Source organism: Streptomyces sp. NPDC051563, from assembly GCF_044454225.1.
GTDB lineage: Bacteria > Actinomycetota > Actinomycetes > Streptomycetales > Streptomycetaceae > Streptomyces.
Map to the genome: position 1 here is coordinate 41,141 of NZ_JBITDL010000017.1, position 20,822 is coordinate 61,962.

At 73.5% G+C, this 20,822-nt stretch carries 19 protein-coding genes; 11 read left to right on the forward strand and 8 right to left on the reverse strand.

Annotation, left to right across the window (positions count from 1 at the left end; translation table 11 throughout):
* Positions 1 to 206 precede the first annotated feature (206 nt).
* From ACIA8F_RS21160 to ACIA8F_RS21195, 8 genes are all read left to right on the forward strand, one after another.
* Positions 207 to 1,109 (forward strand): universal stress protein, encoded by a 903-nt coding sequence (locus ACIA8F_RS21160; protein WP_399380762.1) that lies wholly within the window; start codon positions 207 to 209, stop codon positions 1,107 to 1,109.
* A complete protein-coding gene (locus ACIA8F_RS21165; protein WP_399380763.1) occupies positions 1,109 to 1,975 on the forward strand; it encodes a universal stress protein in 867 nt (288 codons plus the stop codon). The genes ACIA8F_RS21160 and ACIA8F_RS21165 overlap by 1 nt, the downstream gene beginning before the upstream one ends.
* On the forward strand, positions 1,975 to 4,590 hold the full coding sequence (locus tag ACIA8F_RS21170; protein WP_399380764.1) for a cation-translocating P-type ATPase: 2,616 nt from the start codon (positions 1,975 to 1,977) through the stop codon (positions 4,588 to 4,590). The genes ACIA8F_RS21165 and ACIA8F_RS21170 overlap by 1 nt, the downstream gene beginning before the upstream one ends.
* 245 nt (positions 4,591 to 4,835) lie before the next feature.
* Entirely contained in the window at positions 4,836 to 5,321 is a 486-nt protein-coding gene (locus tag ACIA8F_RS21175) for an Asp23/Gls24 family envelope stress response protein (protein WP_399380766.1), read from the forward strand.
* Between the two features lie 11 nt (positions 5,322 to 5,332).
* Positions 5,333 to 5,575 carry a hypothetical protein gene (locus tag ACIA8F_RS21180; protein ID WP_399381021.1) on the forward strand — a complete coding sequence of 81 codons (243 nt, stop codon included), beginning with the start codon at positions 5,333 to 5,335 and terminating at the stop codon, positions 5,573 to 5,575.
* 86 nt (positions 5,576 to 5,661) lie between these two features.
* Positions 5,662 to 6,585: a DUF6286 domain-containing protein gene (locus ACIA8F_RS21185; RefSeq protein WP_399380768.1), complete on the forward strand. Its 924-nt coding sequence runs from the start codon at positions 5,662 to 5,664 to the stop codon at positions 6,583 to 6,585.
* Between the two features lie 59 nt (positions 6,586 to 6,644).
* Positions 6,645 to 7,247: an alkaline shock response membrane anchor protein AmaP gene (locus ACIA8F_RS21190; RefSeq protein WP_399380770.1), complete on the forward strand. Its 603-nt coding sequence runs from the start codon at positions 6,645 to 6,647 to the stop codon at positions 7,245 to 7,247.
* 352 nt (positions 7,248 to 7,599) lie between these two features.
* Positions 7,600 to 7,950: a hypothetical protein gene (locus ACIA8F_RS21195; protein ID WP_399380771.1), complete on the forward strand. Its 351-nt coding sequence runs from the start codon at positions 7,600 to 7,602 to the stop codon at positions 7,948 to 7,950.
* 164 nt (positions 7,951 to 8,114) lie between these two features.
* On the opposite strand, the gene ACIA8F_RS21200 is transcribed toward ACIA8F_RS21195, so the two are convergent.
* The 4 genes from ACIA8F_RS21200 to ACIA8F_RS21215 form a co-directional block, all read right to left on the reverse strand.
* Positions 8,115 to 9,638, reverse strand: coding sequence for an aldehyde dehydrogenase family protein (locus tag ACIA8F_RS21200; protein WP_399380772.1), 1,524 nt, complete (start codon positions 9,636 to 9,638; stop codon positions 8,115 to 8,117).
* Positions 9,639 to 9,693: 55 nt separating this feature from the next.
* Positions 9,694 to 11,094, reverse strand: coding sequence for a transcriptional regulator (locus tag ACIA8F_RS21205; protein WP_399380774.1), 1,401 nt, complete (start codon positions 11,092 to 11,094; stop codon positions 9,694 to 9,696).
* A gap of 132 nt (positions 11,095 to 11,226) precedes the next feature.
* The gene (locus tag ACIA8F_RS21210) at positions 11,227 to 12,663 is read right to left on the reverse strand and encodes an SWF or SNF family helicase (RefSeq protein ID WP_399380776.1); all 1,437 of its coding nucleotides are present in this window, start codon (positions 12,661 to 12,663) and stop codon (positions 11,227 to 11,229) included.
* The gene (locus tag ACIA8F_RS21215; protein WP_399380778.1) at positions 12,660 to 15,662 is read right to left on the reverse strand and encodes a DEAD/DEAH box helicase; all 3,003 of its coding nucleotides are present in this window, start codon (positions 15,660 to 15,662) and stop codon (positions 12,660 to 12,662) included. Before ACIA8F_RS21215 ends, ACIA8F_RS21210 begins: the two co-directional genes overlap by 4 nt.
* Positions 15,663 to 15,885: 223 nt before the next feature.
* Here ACIA8F_RS21215 and ACIA8F_RS21220 point away from each other — a divergent pair, with 223 nt between their 5' ends.
* Both ACIA8F_RS21220 and ACIA8F_RS21225 read left to right on the forward strand, forming a co-directional pair.
* Positions 15,886 to 16,068, forward strand: a complete 183-nt coding sequence (locus tag ACIA8F_RS21220; protein WP_399380780.1) for a hypothetical protein — start codon at positions 15,886 to 15,888, stop codon at positions 16,066 to 16,068.
* Positions 16,069 to 16,088: 20 nt separating this feature from the next.
* Positions 16,089 to 16,640 carry an MOSC domain-containing protein gene (locus ACIA8F_RS21225; protein WP_399380782.1) on the forward strand — a complete coding sequence of 184 codons (552 nt, stop codon included), beginning with the start codon at positions 16,089 to 16,091 and terminating at the stop codon, positions 16,638 to 16,640.
* Positions 16,641 to 16,672: 32 nt separating this feature from the next.
* Here ACIA8F_RS21225 and ACIA8F_RS21230 read toward each other — a convergent pair whose 3' ends face one another.
* The 4 genes from ACIA8F_RS21230 to ACIA8F_RS21245 all read right to left on the reverse strand — a co-directional run bounded on the left by ACIA8F_RS21230 (position 16,673) and on the right by ACIA8F_RS21245 (position 19,836).
* The gene (locus tag ACIA8F_RS21230) at positions 16,673 to 16,852 is read right to left on the reverse strand and encodes a hypothetical protein (protein WP_399380783.1); all 180 of its coding nucleotides are present in this window, start codon (positions 16,850 to 16,852) and stop codon (positions 16,673 to 16,675) included.
* A gap of 641 nt (positions 16,853 to 17,493) precedes the next feature.
* Entirely contained in the window at positions 17,494 to 17,973 is a 480-nt protein-coding gene (locus ACIA8F_RS21235; RefSeq protein ID WP_399380785.1) for an SAM-dependent methyltransferase, read from the reverse strand.
* 170 nt (positions 17,974 to 18,143) lie between these two features.
* A complete protein-coding gene (locus tag ACIA8F_RS21240; RefSeq protein ID WP_399380787.1) occupies positions 18,144 to 18,932 on the reverse strand; it encodes a hypothetical protein in 789 nt (262 codons plus the stop codon).
* Between the two features lie 184 nt (positions 18,933 to 19,116).
* On the reverse strand, positions 19,117 to 19,836 hold the full coding sequence (locus tag ACIA8F_RS21245) for a methyltransferase domain-containing protein (protein WP_399380788.1): 720 nt from the start codon (positions 19,834 to 19,836) through the stop codon (positions 19,117 to 19,119).
* A 167-nt stretch (positions 19,837 to 20,003) separates the two neighbouring features.
* Between ACIA8F_RS21245 and ACIA8F_RS21250 the strand changes: the two genes are divergently transcribed.
* Positions 20,004 to 20,801, forward strand: coding sequence for an MHYT domain-containing protein (locus ACIA8F_RS21250; RefSeq protein WP_399380790.1), 798 nt, complete (start codon positions 20,004 to 20,006; stop codon positions 20,799 to 20,801).
* Positions 20,802 to 20,822 lie beyond the last annotated feature (21 nt).

The window sequence follows — 20,822 nt, forward strand, 5'->3', positions numbered from 1 at the left end:
CCGGCATCCGCATCGAGGGCCGAACGGTCCTGTAGGAGGGCCGACCGGGTCCTTCCACGGAGGCGTAGGCCGATGGCGGGAGCCGGGCAGGGGAACCGGGGAGGGACCGGTCGGCCCTTGCCCTGGCCCCTATGGCCCTCGCCGGCCGCTCACCCGCGATGCCAGCGTGAGAGGGCAAGCGCGATGGCCCTCGAACAGGAGAAGACATGGAAGGCATCACTGCCGGTCCGGAACTCGGGACGGTCATCGTCGGCGTCGACGGGTCGGACCCCGTACGCGGGGCAGCCCTGTGGGCCGCGGCCGAAGCCGCACGACGGGGGAGCACCCTGCACATCGTCCACGCCGCCGACACGGACAGCAGAGCTGTCTACGCATCGGTGGAAACCCTTGAGCGGGTCCGCGCAGCGGGCCGCGAACTCCTCGATGACACCGCCGCGGCTGTAGCGGCACTTCATCCCGAGCTGCACGTCACCACGGAGTTCAGTCGCAGCGCACCCGTACTCAGCCTTCACCGGGCCGCCGGCGCCCACGGCACGATCGTGGTCGGCAACCGCGGTCTCGGCGGGTTCACCTCGCTGATGCTCGGCTCCGTCGGACTCAAGGCCGCCGCGAGCGCCACCACCCCCCTCGTCGTGGTCCGGGGTACGGACCCTCGGGTCGAGACGGGCAGCGTACTGGCCGGCATCCGCGACGAACACGACCTCGACTGCGTCCGGTACGCCGCGTCCGAAGCCGGGCTGCGCAAGGCCTCGCTGCGGCTGATGCACGTATGGAACCTGCTGGGATCCGTCGGCAACGTCGTGACCATGCTCGACGACGCCGAGGAGATCAGCGGCCGGCACACGGAGCGCCTGACGCCCATGGCCGACTTGATCCGCGAGGAGTTTCCGGATCTGACCGTGCACGCCGACCTGGAGAAGAGCTTCTCTGTGGCCGGTGTACTGGCCGAGGCCTCGCAGGACGCCGACCTGCTGGTCGTCGGCGGGAAGCGCTCCCCGGGCTACATCGGCCGCACGCTGGGGCACGTCAGCCACAGCCTCCTGCACCACGCGCGGTGTCCCGTGCTGCTCATCCCGCGGCACGCCAACGACCAGGGGAGCACATCGTGATGAAGGACATGACGGACCGTGAGATCGTCGTCGGCATCGACCCGGTCAGGGACTGGCACATGGCCCTGGCCTGGGCCGCCGACGAGGCGCACCGCCGGGCCCTCGGCTTGGGTCTCGTACTGGTGGTGCCACCGCAACACGACACCCAGCACGCCGATGGGGGCACGCACCGCATCGACCTGCGCCGGACCGGAGCGGTAACCCTCGAAGCGGCCGCCGTGTGGGCGCGCTCGCGTCACCCGGATCTCGAACCGTCCACCCACCTGCTCGACGGGCTTCCCGCCCCCGTCCTCGGCCGGCTTTCCCTCAGGGCCCCCATGCTGGTGCTCGGTTCGCGACACCTCAGCCGCACCGAGGAGTTCCTCAGTGCCGGTTCGCTGGTGGTGCCCGTCGTCGCGCAGGCGCACTGTCCGGTCGTGGTCGTCGGCGATGCGGAGCACGTCAGCCAACTGTCGCCGTACATGGTCGTCGCGGTCGACGGCAGCGAGTCCTCGAAGGCGGCGCTGGCCGTGGCCTTCGAGGAAGCGAGCGTACGCGGGTGCATGCTGCGGGCCATCTCGGTGTGGCGCCTGCCCTTGCTCTCGTTCCAGAACAGGGACGAAGGTCTCCAGGAGCAGCGCCGCATGCTGTACGAGACGGTCGCCGGCTGGTCGGAGAAGTACCCGGACGTCGAGCTCACGCACGAAGTGCTGGCGGGCCACCCGGTCGAGGAGCTGGCGCAGGCGGCCGAACACGCACTGGCCCTGATCCTGGGCCGCCGCGGAAACGGGGGCTACACCGGCATGCGGCTCGGCTCCGTCGTCCACGGACTGCTGCACCGGGCGTTCTGCCCGGTCATCACGGTTCCCCTCGCGCAAGGGACCTGATGTCCGCGCCCGCGGCCGCCCGAGCATCCGCCACCCCGCTGAAACCCAGCGGGCTCACCGAAGGGGAGGCCCGGCGCCGCCTCGTCGAGCACGGCCGCAACGAGATCGGCGCCCGGCCGGCCACACCCCTCTATGCCCGGGTCCTGGCACAGCTCAGAGACCCGCTGGTCATGGTGCTGATCGGCGCGGTCCTGCTCACGATCGCCATCGGCGACCAGGCCGACTCCATCGTCATCGGCCTGGTCATCCTCTTCAACACCACCGTCGGTGTCACCCAGGAGATCCGCGCCGACAACGCGGTGGCCGCCCTCTCGGCCATGTCGGCCCCGGGAGCGCGCGTACTGCGGGAGGGCACACCGCGCGAGGTCCCGGCCACCGACGTCGTACCCGGTGACGTGCTCCTCCTCGGCGAAGGCGACATCGTCGCCGCCGACGCCGAACTCACCGAGGCGTCGGCCCTCCTCGTCGACGAGTCCATGCTCACCGGCGAGTCCGTCGCGGTGGACAAGGATTCGGGTACGTCCCTGAGCGCCGGAACGGTTGTCGTACGGGGGAGGGGCGTGGCCACGGTGGCGGCGACCGGTGCGGGCAGCGCACTCGGCCGTATCGCCACCCTCCTCGAAGGCGGGCGGGAGCCGACCCCGCTGCAGCACCGCCTCGCCTCCCTCGGCCGGATCCTGGCCGCTGCCACGCTCGGACTGTGCCTGGTCGTCTTCGTCCTGGGCCTCCTGCAAGGCCTGCCCGTCGGGATCATGGCCGTGACGGCCATCAGCCTGGCGGTCGCCGCGGTACCGGAGTCCCTGCCGGCCGTCGTCACCCTCGCTCTTGCCCTCGGCGCCCGCCGCATGGCCACCCGGCACGCACTCGTACGCCGCCTCCCCGCTGTGGAGACGCTCGGTTCGGTCTCGGTCCTGGCCACGGACAAGACCGGCACCCTCACCGAAGGCCGCATGGTGGTCCAGCAGGTCTGGATGCCCCATGCCACGGCCGACCTCTCCGGCGTCGGCTACGAACCGGAAGGCGATGTCCTGATCACCGGCCGGCGCCCGACGCCGACGGAATGGGAGCCGCTACGCGAATTGCTGACCGCAGCGGCACTCTGCAACGACGCCTCCATCCGCCCGCCGACGGGATCAGTCGCGCCCGACGACCGCTGGACCCCCATAGGGGATCCCACCGAGGCGGCCCTCTTGACGGCCGCGGCCAAGGCGGGCTGCGCTGATCAGGCCAGCCTCCACGAAAGCCACCCGCGCGCGGACGAAGCGCCTTTCGACAGCCTGCGCAAACGCATGACCACCCTGCACACCACACCCGAGGACCGGGTGCTCGTGTGCCTGAAGGGCGCGCCCGAAGCGATCCTCGACCCCGCCGTCCTCGCCGACCCCACGGACCTGCTCCACACAGCGGAACAGCAGGCCGCGCTACTCGCTGCCCGCGGCTTCCGCGTCCTCGCCATCGCCTCAGGGACACGGGACGAGGCCCCCGACCACCCCGCGGACGCCGAGACCGGCCTCCACCTGCTCGGCCTGGTCGCCATCAGCGACCCGCCCAAAACGGAGGCGGCGGCCACGATCGCCGCCTGCCGGGCGGCGGGCATCACCCCCATCCTCATCACCGGCGACCACCCCGCCACCGCGCGCGCCGTGGCGACCGAGGTGGGCCTGCTCTCCTCCGACAGCACGCACGAGTACGTGGTCACGGGTGCGGACCTCACCGCCGGCCGGGTCGAGGACCTCACCACCGTCCGCGTCTTCGCGCGTACGAATCCGCAGCAGAAGCTGGACATCGTGGAAGCCTGGCGCTCCCACGGCGCCGTCACCGCGATGACCGGCGACGGCGTGAACGACGGACCCGCCCTGCGCCAGGCCGACATCGGCGTCGCGATGGGCGCGCGCGGCACGGAGGTCGCGCGGCAGGCCGCCGACCTCGTGCTCACCAACGACGAACTGTCGACCGTCGTCGCCGCGGTCGAGGAAGGCCGTCGCGTCTACGACAACATCCGCCGCTTCCTCGTGTACGGCCTGGCCGGCGGAACGGCCGAGATCCTCGTCATGCTCACCGGCCCCCTCATCGGTCTCCCCCTGCCCCTGCGGGCCGGCCAGATCCTCTGGATCAATCTCCTCACCCACGGCCTCACCGGTGTCGCCATGGGCGCCGAACCCGTCTCACCGGGCGCCATGAACAGACCTCCCCGCCCGCCCGGACAGCACATCCTCGGCGCCGGTGCCTGGCAGCGACTCCTCCTGCTCGCCACCGTCGTCACCGTCTCCTGCCTCGCAGCCGCCCTCACCGCACGCGCCTGGGACCTGCCGTGGCAGAGCGTGCTCTTCCTCGCCCTGCTCGCCGGCCAGCTCGGAGTGGTCCTGGGCCTGCGAGCCCGCCTCCTGACCAAGGAGAACCTCATCCTCCCCCTGGCGGTCCTCGCCTCCGCACTCCTCGCGGCAGCCGCGCTCTACCTCCCCGCACTCCGCGCGATCCTGGAAACCGAACCGCTCGACCTGACCGGCATCGGACTGGCGGCGGCCACAGCCCTGACCGGATTCATCGCCGCCCGTTTCGTACGGACGGCGTTCCACGCGCAGCGACCGCTTCGGCGATCCGCGCGACGACGTTGACCTTGATCTCCTTGAGGCGGTGTTGCTCGTGTGGCGACGCGGAGTATCGCGCATACACGCGCCGCGCCTGGGTGGCGCAGTTCTCCGGTGGGGGTATGGCGGTGCGTTGACGGGGTCCAAGTGGTCCGGTGCATTGGGCCGTTCGGCCCTTCGGGCGCTGGCTTGTCCCTAGCACACTGTCGGTGCAAGCAGGCGGATGCGGTGCTCCTCCGGGGCACCCGGGACGCCTGCCTCAAGGAGACAACATGACCGACACCATTGCCCGGGGCCCCATCGAGAGCGTGCCGAGCACCAATGGCAAGGACCTGCGCCAACGGAGCACTGCCGGCCTGCCCGCACCGGAGTCTCGGGGCCGGACGACGATCGCGGACAGCGTGGTGGCTCAGATCGCCGGTATGGCTGCCCGCGAAGTCCCTGGCATCCACAGCCTGGGCGCCGGGATGAGCCGTGCCATCGGCGCGATGCGCGACCACGTCCCCGGCGGAGGCTCGAACCTCTCCCGCGGAGTCAAGGTCGAGGTCGGCGAGCGCCAAGCGGCCGTGGACCTGGACGTGGTGGTCGAGTACGGCGTCGCGATCCTCGACATCACCGCAGGCACTCGCGCACACGTCATCTCCGAGGTGGAGCGGACGACCGGCCTGGAGGTCGTGGAGGTCAACATCTCCGTCGTCGACGTCCACCTGCCCCAGGACGAGGACGAGGCCGCACCCCTCGAGAGCCGGGTGCAGTGACGCTTCCCCGGGTGGAGCGCACGACCTGGCGCGAGCACGCGTCGGGCACCGAGCCGGGGCGGTACCCCGGCGAACACAGCGCCGCCATCGGCCTGCTGGCCGGGATGGCCCTGGCGTTCGCCGGCTACTTCGGCGGATTCTTCGCCTTCCTGCTGGTGGTCGTCATGGGAGCGGCGGGATGGGTGACGGGGCTTGCTCTGGAGGGGCGCCTGGACCTGGGCGCCCTTCTGGGGGCACGGCGAGGTCGACGATGAGAACCGCCTTGGTGCCGCCCGAGCCCCACGGACAGCAGGCCGTGGCGGCTCCGGGGCGCGGGACCACCCATATTGAGGGCCGGGTCGTGGCCCGCATCGCCGCCCGCCTGGCGGACGACGCGCTCGACGCGCACGCCAGTCCCGGACAGCGCAGCAGGGTCCCGCACGCCCGGATCGCCACCGCCGGGGGTGCGGTGCGGGTAGCGCTGCAGATCCATCTGCCCTACCCGGCCGATCTCTCAGGGGTCTGCACCCGGCTGCAGGACCACGTCGCCGTGCGCCTGGCCGAAATGACGGGTCTTCATGTCCCCGAGGTACGGGTCGAAATCCAGCACTTCATCATCGACCCCGCCGGCACGGCCCGGGGCCCGGCGGTGGACCTCGCAAAGCCACCAGCCCATCCTGCGTTCCGTAGTCCGGCGCCCGCCGGGGCTGACGGCACGGCCGTGAACCACGCGGCGCGCGTGCCGTACCGCTGGTGGTCGGCACGCCGGATCCCCGCCGCACTGACAGCCGTGCTGGTGATGGCCGGGTCCGGACTCGTCATCTGCGACATCGTGGCCGTCGGGCATGAGCATCTGCCCCGCTGGGACCAGAGCCTGGTGGTCCGCCGGCTGACCGATCATCCGCTGGGCAGCGCCTGGCCGGTGCTTGCAGCGGGACTCTGCGCCACGCTGGGCCTGTGGCTCGTCGTCCTGGCACTGACAGCTGGGCGTCGCCGTCTGCTGCCCCTGCGTGGGAAGGACCAGGACCAGGAACAGCTGCTGAGGGCGAGCCTGGACCGTGCCAGCGCAGCCGACGCGATGCGCGATGCGGCGCTGAGCGTGCCGGGCGTCACCGCCGCGCGAGTACGCCTACGACGCCGGATCACCGTGCGAGCCGTCAGCAGCTTCGGCGATCCGCATCAGATCGACACGGATCTGAGCCAGGCTTTGAATCGTGCGCTGGACGGGCTCTGCCTGGCCCACTCCCCGGCCCTGACGCTCCGCACCCGACGGCGCACGTCCTAGCGTCCGGAGCCAGCCCGCACCCACTGCCACGTGGCCAAACTTCGTCCCGGGGATCCGTCATGCGAGTGCAAGCCGTCGTCAACCGTGCCCTTTTGGCTTCGATCGGGGCCACCCTGCTCGGCGCCGGATGCCTGGCTCTGGCCGCCGGCCTCGATCTGTACCGCCGTTGGGACCTGCCTCGGCCACCCCAGTGGATACCCACCAGCCCGGGCGAGGCCCCGCGCTCCGCTGCACGCGATGGCGTTGCCGCATGGCCGGGGTCCTTGCCGGTGACCCTGGCCGTACTGGCCCTGGGCGTGCTGTTCGGGCTCGGCTGGCTGCTGCGGCAACTTCCCGGCTTCATGCCCCGCGATGCTCCCGTGGGCGGACCTGCACAACGAGGGTCCATCACCGTACGTGGCTCGGCGCTGGCCAGGGCCGTCCGGGAACAAGCTCTGGCCGTCCCCGGAGTCCACCAGGCCCACGTACGCCTGAACGGCCGGGGCACCAGCCCCCGAATGGACCTTACGGTGACCATGACCCCTACCGGCAACCTGCGCGAGGTCCTGAACACCCTGCAGGCAGGGCCGATCCAGGATGCCCGGACCTCGACCGACTGGCCGCACCTACCGGTCGAGGTCCGATTGTTCATTGCCTCCCACAAGGGGCGTCGCACCCGCTGATCGGCAGGTGCGACGTTGGCCGGGTCCCGCACGGGGCTGACGACGCGGCACGTGGAGCGCTGTACCTGCCTTCGCAGGACTCAGTCTGCGACGGCCGGTGCGGGAGATCCTGTTCAACGAGACCGACGGGTCGACAACCCTCTGGTCCGTCGGCGTGCTCCGAGTCCGTGGGGCGTCAGGTGCGGCTCCTACTTGCCGACCTCGTAGACGATGTCCTGCTCGAGGTACTTGTCGCTCACAGTCCCGGCGTAGGTGTCCAGATTGCCGGAGAGCGCGGTCCTTGCCTGGACCGTGACGCGAAGGTCGCACCGGGCTACTGGGCCTGGGGGGCTCTTGGGGCGACGAAATCACCTTGACCACGACGGTGCGTGGGCTGCTGGGTGCCACCTTGGCCGAGGATCAGGTCGCCTTGGTCGGCAACCGCCTCGACAAGGCATCCCTGGACAGCGTCACCCCCCCCGGTGGCGGCCTGGCCGTGTCCGGAGCGCTTGAGTGCGACGGCCCCGTCGGGACCGTGATGCTTCGCCTCACGGGCATCCCGCTCGGCACCACCACCCAGACCCTCTCCTGCGCGGGCAACGCGGGCACCCCCGGCTCCGGCACCTGGAGTGCCGACCTCCCCACGGCAGCGGACGGAAGTGCTGCCGGCGGCGAGGAGAACCTGAGCTTCAGCCTGGCCGGCACGTACGCGTGGTACGCGTGATGGACCGGTGATCGCCCTGGTCCGTGACTGGCCCGGATCTTCTCTGTGAAGTGGGATTCCGTAGGTGAATCAACCCTGGAATCACGCGGCTTCGGTAGCTGTCAGGAGAGCAGGGCGCGGTGCCTGAGCGGTCCTTTGTGCAGGTCAGGCACCGTGCTCAACTTTTAGAAGAAGCCGAGCTTCTTGGGGGAATAACTGACCAACAAGTTCTTCGTCTGCTGGTAGTGCTCCAGCATCATCTTGTGGGTCTCGCGGCCGATGCCCGACTGCTTGTAGCCGCCGAAGGCCGCGTGTGCCGGGTAGGCGTGGTAGCAGTTGGTCCAGATCCGGCCCGCCTGGATCGCGCGGCCCGCGCGGTAGGCCGTGTTGATGTCGCGGGTCCAGACGCCCGCGCCCAGCCCGTACGCCGTGTCGTTCGCGATGCGCACCGCGTCGTCGAAGTCCTGGAACGAGGTCACCGACACCACCGGGCCGAAGATCTCCTCCTGGAAGATCCGCATGCGGTTGTCGCCCTCGAAGATGGTCGGCTGGACGTAGAAGCCGCCCGCCAGTTCGCCGCCGTGCTCCACGCGCTGCCCGCCGGTCAGGATCTTCGCGCCCTCCTGCTGCCCGATCTCCACGTACGACAGGACCTTCTTCAGCTGCTCCGCCGAGGCCTGCGCGCCGATCATCGTGTCCGTGTCCAGCGGATGCCCCGGCACGATGAGTTCGGTGCGGGCCACGGCCGCGTCGAGGAAGTCGCCGTAGCGGCCGCGCTCGATCAGGGCGCGGGAAGGGCTGGTGCACACCTCGCCCTGGTTGAGGGCGAACATGGTGAAGCCTTCCAGGGCCTTGTCGCGCAGGTCGTCGTCCGTGGTCCAGATGTCGTCGAAGAAGAGGTTGGGGCTCTTGCCGCCCAGCTCCAGCGTGACCGGCTTGAGGTGCTCCGCCGCGTACTGCATGATCAGCCGCCCGGTGGAGGTCTCCCCGGTGAAGGCCACCTTCGCCACGCGCGGGCTGGATGCGAGCGGCTTGCCGGCCTCCTCGCCGAAGCCGTTGACGATGTTCACCACGCCCGCCGGCAGCAGGTCCGCGATCAGGCTCATCAAGTAGTGCACGGAAACCGGGGTCTGCTCGGCCGGCTTCAGCACCACCGTGTTGCCCGCGGCCAGGGCCGGCGCCAGTTTCCACACGGCCATCAGGATGGGGAAGTTCCACGGGATGATCTGGGCCACCACCCCCAGCGGCTCGTGGAAGTGATAGGCCACCGTGTCCTCGTCGATCTGGCTGAGGGCCCCTTCCTGGGCGCGCAGCGCGCCCGCGAAGTAACGGAACTGGTCGACGGCGAGCGGCATGTCGGCAGCCAGGGTCTCGCGGATCGGCTTGCCGTTCTCCCAGGTCTCCGCGACCGCGAGCGACTCCAGGTTCTGCTCCATCCGGTCCGCGATGCGCAGCAGGAGCGTGGACCGCTCGGTGATCGAGGTCCGCCCCCACGCGGGGGCGGCGGCGTGCGCCGCGTCCAGGGCGCGCTCGACGTCCTCGGCCGTACCGCGCGCCACCTCGGTGAAGGTCTCGCCGGTCACGGGGGAGGGGTTGGCGAAGTACTGCCCGAGGGCCGGCTCGACGTACTCGCCGCCTATGAAGTGGCCGTAGCGGGACGCGTACGACATGAGCGCGCCTTCGGTACCGGGCGCAGCGTAACGGGCCATGAGGGACCTCCCCTTGCCGGGCTCCGGCCGCCGTCGGCCGGTGCTCGCCGTGAGGCTAGGGGCGGGCAGGTTGCCGGTACGTTGCACGCCCGCGCGGCGCACGGGCCGCGGCCGGGGTGGGGAGGCCGCCCCCGGTGCTCCCCTCCGGAGCGGTGCGGCCCCGCCCCGGTACCTCCCGCGGCGGCGCGGCGAGTTCCGCGTCGATGGCCCGTACGCGGGCCAGCGCGGCCGTGCGGCCCGCAGCCGGCAGTGCTGCGGCCAGGGCCCGCCAGACGTCGGCGTCCTCCGCGCCCCACGGGCTGCACACCCAGTCGGTCAGCAGCCCCGGGTCGGCCCGCGCGATCACCGCGGCCCGTGCCTGCTCCTCGATGCGGCGCCGCAGCCGGACCACGCCCGGCGCCGTGGAGGCGGGCAGCAGCGGGCCCGGATAGCGGGCCAGCGCCGCCGAGACGGCTCCGGAGGCCAGGTGGCGGGTGACGGCGGTGAAGTCCGCCGCCAGCGGCGCAGCCGTGCGGTAGGGGCGGGAGAGCGGGGCCCGGGAGCCCAACAGGCCGCGCAGCCGTGACATTTCGGCGCGCAGGGTGACCGGTGACACCGACTCGTCCTCGTACAGGGCGATCGCCAGTTCCTCCCCCGACAGCCCCTCCGGGTGGTGCGCGAGCAACGCCATGATCTCGCTGTGCCGCCGCCCGAGCCGGACCTCACGGCCCCCGCCGGTCAGCAGCGCCTCGTCCCGGCCGAGCGCGGTGAGACAGTCCGCGGGCACCGGGAGACCTTCCCCGGGCGCGGGGGGAGCCGGATCGAGCAGGGCGAGCCGGGCCTCCGCCGCGCACGCCACCGCCCGCACGAAGGCGAGGGAGTGCGGATGGGCCAGCCAGTCGCCCCCGGTGACGTCGACGGCGCCGAGCAGCCTGCCGGTGCGCGGATCGCGGACCGGAGCCGCCGCGCAGGTCCACGGGTGCACCCGGCGGCTGAAGTGCTCGGCGCCGAAGACCTGGACCGGCTCCCCGAGCGCCACCGCCGTGCCGGGGGCGTTCGTGCCCATCGCCGTCTCCGCCCAGCGGGCGCCCGGCACGAAGCCGAGGCCCTCCGCGCGCCGCATCGTGGCGGGTTCGCCCTCCACCCAGAGCAGGCTGCCCCGCGCATCGCACACCGCCAGCAGATGGGCCCCGTCGGCGGCGAAGGCGCCCACGAGGTCCCGGAACAGCGGCAGCACCCGGGCCAGCGGGTGCTGCTCCCGGTACGCCCGCAGTTCCGCCCCGGCCAGCTCCAGCCGGGGCGTGCACTCCGGGCTGACCCGGGCCCGGGCGCAGCGCCGCCAGGACCTCGCGATGACCGCCCGCACCGGGGCCTCGACCCGCCCGTCCTGGGTGAACGCGGCATGGGCCCGCCGCAGTTCCCGCGTGCGCCGGGCGGGATCGGCCCCGCCCGGCAGAGCCACCGAAGGATCGTCCATGTCACCCTCTCGCGGTGCCGTGGTACCCGGAGCGCCCCATCGTCGTACCGGCCCGCCGCCCCGGCAAGCGGTACGTCGGCCAGTGCGCGCCCCGGCTCGGCCGGTCCCCGCCGGTGGGCCCGGGCGGGCCCCCTAGGCCGTCTGGTCCGGGGCGTCCTCCGGGTCCAGTGCGGCCAGCGCCGCCGCCGGGTCCGTGGACGGGGGGCCCGCCGGGAGCCAGTGGTCCGCCGCCCTGCGGTACGGCCACCAGCGGCCCTCCCGGTCCAGGCGGAGCTGGCGGTCACCGCCCGGTTCCGTCCAGCGGGACCGGACCCGGCGGAGCACCGGGGCGGTGGCGCCGGCGTCGGGCGCGGCTGTCCCGTCCGGACTGTCCGTCCCGTCCGGCTCATCCGCCCCGTCCGGCCAGGCCGCCCCGTCCGCCCCGTCCGCCCCGTCCGCCCCGTGCGGCCAGGCCCCCGCCAGCGCGGCCCGGGCCCGGGCGAGCGATGCCCGGTCGGGGGTCCAGTCCTCCTCCAGTACCGAGACGGCCGGCGCCCCGCCGAAGCCCCAGGCGAGTACGGCCCGGTCCATGGCCGCCCGGTCCCTGTCGGAAGCCGCCGACAGGCGGGAGCGGACCCGAAGGTCATGGGCCTGCGCCGTGAGCCGTACGGCGTCCTGCGCTGCCGTGGGACCGGGCTGCGGGGCGCGCTCCGCGTGGGCCGGAGCGAGCGCTTCCGCGAGCAGCCGGTACGCCTGCGCGGCGGCCGCCTGCGCCAGGAACTCCACCCCGTCCACATCGAGGCCCGGCGGCACCGTCCCCGACTCCGTGTCCAGCGTCGGGGGCTGTCCCGGCGCGTCCGGCAGCCGCGCGGGCGGGGGCAGCGGGGGCAGGGCGGAAGCCGCCGCGTACGCCTCGGACGCGAGGACACCCGCGTCGGCTGCGGACTCCGGGGACGCGGGAGCCTGGGCCCCCGCCGTGCTGCGTTCCTCCAGCTCGGCCACGAGTCCGGCCTCCGCCCGCCCGCGGAGCAGCAACAGCACGAAGGGGTCCTGGTCCAGCAGCCGTGCCACCTGGTAGCAGAGCGCCGCCGTGTGCGGGCAGTGGTCCCACTCCTCGCAGTCGCAGCGCGGTTCGAGGTCCCCTATCCCCGGCAGCAGCTCCACCCCGGCCGCCGCCGCGTCCTCCGCGAGTTGCGGCGGCACCTCCCGGTCGAGCAGCGCCGCGATGTGGCCCGACTCGGCGGCCGCCATCCCGACCAGCCTGTCCCATTGCGCCTCGGTGAACTCCTGTACCAGCACGTCGGTCCGGTGCGCCGTCCCGTCCGGATCGCGCACCACGGCCGTCAGCCCGCCCGGCCGTACGGTCACGGCCCCGACCGCGCCCGAACGCGCGTACCGCCGCCCCTGCTTGACCTGCTGCCCGTCGAGCGCGCTGTCCTCCAGGGCGCGCAGCCAGGCATGACCCCACAAGGTCTGGGCGAAGGCGCGGCCCGGGGCGGGCGGGAGCGCCGGGAAGGTCTTCTCGTACGGGTCCTGCGCGTACGGGTCCTTCTCGTACGGGTCCTGCGCGTACGGGTCCTGCGCGTTCATCGGTGTCGCTCCCCGGAGGCGGTCGGGCGGAGGGCCACCAGCTCGGCCAGCTCCGCGTCGCTCAGTTCGGTCAGTGCGGCCTCACCGCCCGCGAGGACGGCGTCGGCCAAGGCCCTTTTGCGTTGCAGGAGTTCGGCGATGCGGTCTTCGACGGTGCCTTCGGCGATGATGCGGTGGACCTGGACGGGCTGGGTCTGGCCGATGCGGTAGGCGCGGTCGGTGGCCTGTTCCTCGACGGCCGGGTTCCACCATCGGTCGTAGTGGATGACGTGCCCGGCGCGGGTCAGGTTGAGGCCGGTGCCCGCCGCCTTGAGGGACAGCAGGAACACCGGGACCTCGCCCGCCTGGAAGCGGTCCACGAGCTCCTCGCGGCGGGGCACGGGCGTGCCCCCGTGCAGCAGTTGGTGGGAGATCCCGCGCGCCGTGAGGTGGCGCTCGATGATGCGGGCCATCGTCACGTACTGCGTGAACACCAGCACCGAACCGCCCTCGGCCAGGATCGTGTCGAGCAGCTCGTCGAGGAGCTCCAGCTTGCCGGAGGCCGCCCCGGTGGACTCCTTCGTGCCCTGCGGCTCCTTCGTGTACTGGGCGGGGTGGTTGCAGATCTGCTTGAGCGAGGTGAGTAGTTTGACGACGAGCCCGCGGCGCTCCATCCCGTCGGCCGAGGCGATCGCCGCGAGGGTCTCGCGCACGACCGCCTCGTACAGCCCGGCCTGTTCACGGGTCAGCGACACGGCGTGGTCGGTCTCGGTCTTGGGCGGCAGCTCGGGGGCGATCCCCGGGTCGGACTTCTTGCGGCGGAGCAGGAACGGCCTGACGAGCGCCCCGAGCCGGGCCGCCGCCCGCGGGTCGCGGCCGCTTTCGACCGGCTCGGCGTACCGCGTGCGGAAGGTGCCGAGGCGGCCGAGGAGGCCCGGCGTGGCCCAGTCGAGGACGGCCCACAGCTCGGACAGGTTGTTCTCCACCGGGGTGCCGGTCAGGGCCACGCGGGCGGCCGACGGGATGGTGCGCAGGGCCTTGGCGGTGGAGGAGCGCGGGTTCTTGACGTGCTGGGCCTCGTCCGCGACGACCATGCCCCAGTGCACGGCGGCGAGCCGGGGCGCGTCCAGGCGCATGGTGCCGTAGGTGGTGAGGACGAATCCCCCCGGGGGCAGGCCGGTCGCCCCGTCGAGGTCGCGGCCGGCGCCGTGGAAGCGGCGCACCGGCGTCCCGGGGGCGAACTTCTCGATCTCCCGCTGCCAGTTGCCCAGCAGCGAGGCCGGGCAGACCACCAGCGTCGGGCCCTCGTGCCCGTGCTCCTGGCGGTGCAGGTGCAGGGCGATCAGCGTGACGGTCTTGCCGAGACCCATGTCGTCGGCGAGGCAGGCGCCGAAGCCGAGCCCGGTGAGGCGGGCGAGCCAGCCCAGGCCGCGGAGCTGGTAGTCGCGCAGGGTGGCGCGGAGAGCGGCAGGGGCTCGTACGCCGGACTGCGCGTGGGGGCTTTCGGGGGCGGGGTTCTTCGTGCCGGCGTGCTCGGGGTCGGCGTGGTCGGTGTCGGCGTGCTTCGGATCGGCGTGCTCGGGATCGGTCGTGAGGAGTGTGCGGAGCCGTTCCAGCGGACCGGCGGCCTCCACCTCGTACCGCGTGCCCTCGACTTCCGTCGACCCGGTCAGTACGGCCGCCAGCGCATCGGCGGCCGTCACCTCGCGGTCCTGGCGGGCGAGGGCCCGGGCCCGGCGGGCCGCGGCCGGGTCGATCAGGATCCACTGGTCGCGCAGCCGGACCAGCGGGCGCTTCGCCTCGGCGAGCCGGTCCAGTTCCTCGCTGGTCAGATCGCCCTGGCCCGTCAGGGCGTAGCGCCACCCGACGGGGTGCGCGGAGGCGCCGGAGAGCGCGCCGGGCAGGCCCGGCAGGCCCGACGGGCCCGGCAGACCGGAGCCGGCGGCAGGCCTGCCCAGGACGGCCCGCGCCGTGAGCGTACGGGCGAGCCCGCGCGGCCAGTGCACCTGCACCCCGTCGGCCGCCAGGGCTCCGGCGGCCTCCCCGAGCAGCTCCGCGACCTCCTCGTCGGCGAGGTCCACGGCATCGGGTACCGCGGCGCCGAGCAGGGGCGCGAGCGGCGGCCACACGCGGGCGGCGCGGCGCAGGGCCCGGAGCGCGTCCAGGCGGGCACCCGGCGGGAAGGCGGCCGCGGCGGGTCCGGAGCCGGCCCAGACGTCGGCGGCGTCCGCGACGAGCGCGGCGTCGGCGAGGCCGTGCATCTGCAGGACGGCGCGGAAGGCGGCGGGCCGGGCGTCCGGGTCCACCTCGATGCGGAGCGAGACGCGCACCCCGGCGTCGTGCCCGGCCGCCACCTCCGCGGCCCAGTCGCGCAGTTCGGGGTGGAGCCGCGGCGGCCGGGCGGCGTAGGCGGGCCCGCCGGCGGCGGCGGGTGCGGCGGGGGAGCGGGGCAGGGTGTCGGCGACGGCGTCGAGGAAGGCGCGCAGCAGCGGCTCCGGGGCGGGCAGCCGCGGCGGGGCGTCGGGGTCGCGCTCCCCGTCGGCGACCGGTACGCAGTGCGCGTCGGGCGGCATGGCCGCCGCCAGCTCCCGGACCTCCTCCAGGGCAGCGGCGTCCAGCGGCCCGAGCCGCCAGGCGTCGTACCCGGCGGGGCTCAGGCCCGGCAGCAGCAGCCCGCGGGCGACGAGGCGCAGGGCGAGCAGGGCGGCGGCGCCCCAGAAGGGCGCGGCTCCGGCCTCCGCGGCGGACCGGACCCGGGTGAGCAGCGGCAGGGCTTCGGCGAGGGGCAGGACGCGGGCCGTCACCGTGGTGCGCCGCGGTCCGGGCGCGACGACGACGAGCTGCTCGGGGGTGCCCAGGGCGTCGAGGACGGCGAGCTGCTCGGCGGTGCCCAGGCCGTCGAGCGGCGGGCTTTCGGGGCGGTCGTCGGGCCGCCAGAAGGCGATCCGGCCGTCGCGGGCCGGGTCGGCGGGGAGGAAGACGGCGGAGCAGGGGATGAGGCCGGAGATCGTTGTGAGCACGCATTCCTCAAACTTGACTACCGAATACGGGGTGGCCGAGAGTAACCCACCGACGGCCGTCCCGGCCCGAGGTGGCACCGTGACCCGGGTCACGTCCTCGGTCGTGCGTGGGCGCGGGCACGTGCGCGCGAACGGAAACGAGGAGGCGTGCGGATGCGGGAACGCGGGGGCCGGAGCGCGCGTTGTGCGGGGTAGTGGCCGACGGAGAAAGTGGGTACCGCAGATGTCCACGAGCGGAAAGATCGCGGTTGCCGGGGTGGTGGCAGCCGTCGTGCTGTTCTGGGCGGTCGGATTCTGGGCCGGACTGCTGGTCCTGATCGGTGTCCCGGTGGCCGCCTACCTGCTGTTGGACTCCTCCCAGCGTCGTAGGCTGCGGGGTATATCCAGGAAGCAGATCGGCCGCTGACGGCGGCAGGGGGGTCAATGATGAGCGTGCGCACGGCGCAGGTCGCGGCGGTCAGCAGCAACGGGGTCTATTCGTTCACCAAGCCCACGCGCGCGAGCATCAGGCTCCTCGAGGGGCTCGGGGTCGAGGGCGACGTCCACGCGGGGGTCACGGTCAAGCACCGTTCCCGTGTGGCCCAGGACCCGACGCAGCCGAACCTCCGGCAGGTGCACCTGATCCACCGGGAGCTCTTCGAGGAGGTGGCCGAGGCCGGCCACCTGGTCGAGCCGGGCCAGCTCGGGGAGAACGTCACCACCGAGGGCATCGACCTGCTCGCCCTGCCCACGGGTACGTTGCTGCGCCTCGGCGCGGACGCCGTGGTCGAGGTGACCGGGCTGCGCAATCCGTGCCTGCAGATCGACACCTTCCAGCACGGCCTGCTCAAGCAGGTGGTGAGCCGGGACGCCGAGGGCAAGCTGCTCCGCAAGGCCGGAATCATGGGCGTGGTCCACCGGGGCGGCACCATCCAGCCGGGCGACACCATCGAGGTCACCCTCCCCCCGACTCCTCACATCCCCCTCGAACGGGTCTGACCCGTCGGGCCCCTGGGCCCGCCGCCGACGGCTCAGCCGATCCACGCCCGAAGGCGGTCGCTGAGCACCACGTCATGGGGCAGCCGCGCCAGCTCCTGGGCAGACACGTCCGCGCCCCGCTCCCCGAGGACGCCGGCCAGGTGGCCCCAGTGTCCGGCGGCCATCTGCTCCTGCGTCATGCCGTCGAACGGCTCGTCCGGCCCGACGACCATCCGGGCCGTGGGGGGGGGGGGGGCGCCCCCGGGGGGGCCGCGCCGGCCGCCGGGGGGGGGGGGGGGGGGGGGGGCGGGGGGCCCCCGCCGGGGGGGGGGGGGGGGGGGGGGGGGGGGGGGGGGGGGGCCGGGGGCGCCCCCCCCCCCCCCGCGGCCTGGGCTCTCCGTCCGCCCCCCGCCCCACCCCCCCCCCCACGCCTGGAGGGCCGGAAGCGCTCCAGCCGCGATCGTCGAGCAGCACCACGGTGCGGCCGTCCGCGAGTACGGCCTCCAGCCGCGCCGACACCGACAACTGCCGGGCGCTCGTGGCGCCGGCGTCCAGATCGGTGTACGTGACCAAACGGGTCACCACGGTCATGCCGCTCTCCTGTCGGCTCGCCCCACGCCCGGCTCTGTTCCGCGAACTTCCCGATGCTGCCTGCCGAGCCTGCCGAGCCTGCCGAGCCTGCCGAGCCTGCCGAGCCTGCCGAGCCTGCCGAGCCTGCCGAGCCTGCCGAGCCTGCCGGGCCTGCCGGACCCGCTGGGCCTGCCGGACCCGCCGGGCCAGCCGCACCTGCCGGGCCCGCCGCACCTGCTCACGCAACCTCGGACCCTACCCGCGGCACCCGGCCCGGCCCCGCGCGACTCAGTAGTAGTCGTGCTCAGTAGTAGTCGCGCATCAGCTCCGTCGCCCACTCCGGCTGGCGGTGTTCGCCGCGCGGGCCGAATTCCGTCATGTAGGGCTTGAGGTCGAGCACCGGCGTGCCCGCGACCGCGTCCAGCCCCTCGACGTGCAACTCCGGGCCGTCCGCCGCCCGTGCGTCCACCTTCAGGACGCGACAGCGCGAGAGGCCGAGCCGGTTGGGCCGGTTCTTGCCGCGCTGGGCGAAGATGCCGACGAGCGGCCAGTCCGGATTGCCCCGGGGGCGCCGCGCGCCCGTCTCGATCTTGTCCTCCGGCACCCGGTCGAAGTGGAAGACCACCTCGACGTGCGAGAAGTCCTCCAGCCCGTACAGGGCTTCCGGACCGAAGCGCTCCCGGTCCAGCCGGATCACCGCCGTCTCCCGCCCCCAGTCGTCGTCGACGACCTCCGCGCGGCCGCCCACCACCATGCCCACCGGGACCACGTCCACCGGCTCCATCAGCACAACCTCCCCGTCACACCGGCTCCCCCGGCGAACACCCTGCACGCAGCGCACCCGCGCCCGGCACACCTGAGCACGTCTCACCGCGCACATCTCACCCGCACCCGGCTCACCCGCGCCCGGCACACCACCACACAGCCCCGCACCCACGCCCCCCCCGGAACCGTTCAGGCAGGCCGTACGGCGACCCGGTCCAGCGCCGTCAGCAGCTCCGAGAGCTCGGGAAGTTCCTCGTGCGCCTCGTGCGGTACGGCCAGCACCTCGCTCGGCTCCTCGTCGAGCAGCACGAAGGCGGCCCCGCCGGTGCGGGCGACCAGGGACCACCCCGGCCCGTCGACGCGGAGCGTCCGCGCCTCGTCGCCCGCGAAGGACGACCGCACCCTGCCGGGCGGCGGCGGGCTCTGCGTGTACGCCAGGGCCTCCTCCAGGGCCCGCGCCAGACCCGGGTGCGCGGCGGCCGCGGCCCCTCCGTCCGTGGCCACGCGCTCGCTCCAGTCGGCCCACTCCCGGGCGATCTGGTCGGCCCCCATCCGCCGCTGCACCGGACCCCAGGTCTCGGCCGAGGGCGGGGCCAGCGGCACCCGTCCCGTGCCGTCCGCGCCCTGCTCGGGATCGTGCGGCTCGGGTATCCCGGCCGTGGCCACCGCCAGCGCCAGCGGCCAGCCCGCCAGCGAGACCACGATGGACCGCTCGTCGGGGGACAGGTCGTACTCCATGCCGCAGTCCCACGAGGCGATGGCCATGGCCACGAGCGAGACGTCGTCGACCACGACCGTCCAGCGCGCGCCCTCCTCGTCCTGTCCCAGCACCAGGCCGTACCCGGCGGCCGCCGGCCGCACGCCCAGCAGCGAGCAGGCCTCGGGGTAGTCGTCGCCCAGGATGCTCGGGAACTGTGCGGGGGTCAGCAGCACGGCGGTCAGCACGTACAGCGAACCGCCGTCCTCCTCTTCGGACACGTGGCCTCCCGGTCGTTCTCTCGTCGGCGCACCCTAACCAGCGAGTAACCACCGCGTCGAGAGCTGGCGGGAGCCGATTTCCGAGCCCGTCACCTGCACGGAGGGTCTGCCGCCCGGCACGGAAAGGCAGCTCGGCGCCGTCGGCGGCGGCGCGCCCTGACCGATCGGACCTCGGGTCGGCCGGTCAGGCCGTGCGCACCGCCAGCGCGAGGAAGCGGGAGTCCTCGTCGGCGTACGAGGTCATCCGCCAGCCGGAACCGGCCAGCAGCGGGCCGAGGTTGGGCTCGGCGCGCATGTCGTCCGGGGTCAGTTCGCGGCCGTGGCGCGCCGCGAGGGCCGCCCGCCCGATGGGGTGGAACAGCGCGAGCCGTCCTCCCGGGCGCACGACCCGGGCGAGTTCGCGCAAGTTGGCCCCGGGGTCGGGCAGATGGGCGATGAGCCCGGCGGCGAACACGGCGTCCAGCACCCCGTCGCGCAGCGGCAGGCGGGCCACGTCCGCCAGCAGCAGGGCGCCCTCCGCGTCCCGGCCGGCCTCCTGTGCGGCGGTCAGCATCTGCGGGGTGACATCGGCGCCGAGCACCGTTCCCGCCGGGCCGACGGCGGCGCGGAGCGCGGTCAGCGCCCGCCCCGTGCCGCAGCCCGCGTCGAGCACCCGGTCCCCGGGGCGCAGCCCGAACTCCCCGACGGCGGTCGTGAAGGCGGGCCCGTCCCCGGGGAACTTGCGGTCCCAGTCGGCGGCGCGCGCCCCGAAGAACTCCTGGACGTGGCCCCGGTCCCGCGACTGGTCCCGGGGCCGGTCCCGGGCACGGTCCTGAGCCGGGTCCCGGGTCGAGCCCTGAGCCGGATCCCGATCCGGTTCCTGCGACCCGTTCCGGGTGTGGTCCTGTGTGCGGTCTTCGCTCATGTGGCCATGATCCCTCACCGGCACTCCGGCACATGCCTGCGGAACGTGTGCAAGGTGGTACGCGGCGTGATCGAAGAAGAACGTATCTCTGTCATATTCCAGCAGTTCCAGTGGCTTTCGAAATGCGGCCCGTGTTCGCTCCCTCACCCGGACTAGCTTCCGTGGCCATGGGACACCTGGACCACGCCGCCTATGGCTGGCTTACCCCCGTGCTGTCATACGTGATGGCTTCGATCGGCGCCGCCCTCGGCCTGCGCTGCACCGTTCGCGCGCTCGCCGCGACGACCCGAACCTCCCGCCGCAACTGGCTCCTCACGGCGGCCTCGGCCATCGGCACCGGGATCTGGACGATGCACTTCGTCGCCATGCTGGGCTTCCACGTCACCGGGACCGAGATCCGCTACAACGTGCCGCTGACCATCCTCAGCCTCCTCGTCGCGATGACCGTCGTCGGCGCCGGAGTCTTCGCCGTCGGCTACGGGAAGGACCGCGGCCGGGCCCTCGTCCTCGGCGGCCTCACCACCGGCCTCGGCGTCGCCAGCATGCACTACCTCGGCATGGCCGCCCTGCGCCTGCACGGCTCGGTCTCCTACGCGCCGCTCACCGTCGGGCTCTCCGTCGCCATCGCGGTGGTCGCGGCCACCGCCGCCCTGTGGGCGGCCCTCAACATCAAGTCCCCGGTGGCCGTCGCCGTCGCCTCGCTCGTGATGGGCGGCGCGGTCAGCAGCATGCACTACACGGGCATGCTCGCCGTCGCCGTCGAGGTCACCCCCTCGGACGCGGCCCTGCCGGGCGCCACCGCCATGCAGTTCATCTTCCCGCTCGCCGTCGGCCTCGGCTCCTACCTCTTCATCACCTCCGCCTTCGTCGCCCTCTCACCGACCGCCGACGAACGGGAGGCCTCCGCGATGGCCTCCGCCGACCTGCGCCTGGGAGAGCGGACCGCCACCGCCCCCACCGGCTAGACCCTGCCCCCACCGGCCGCC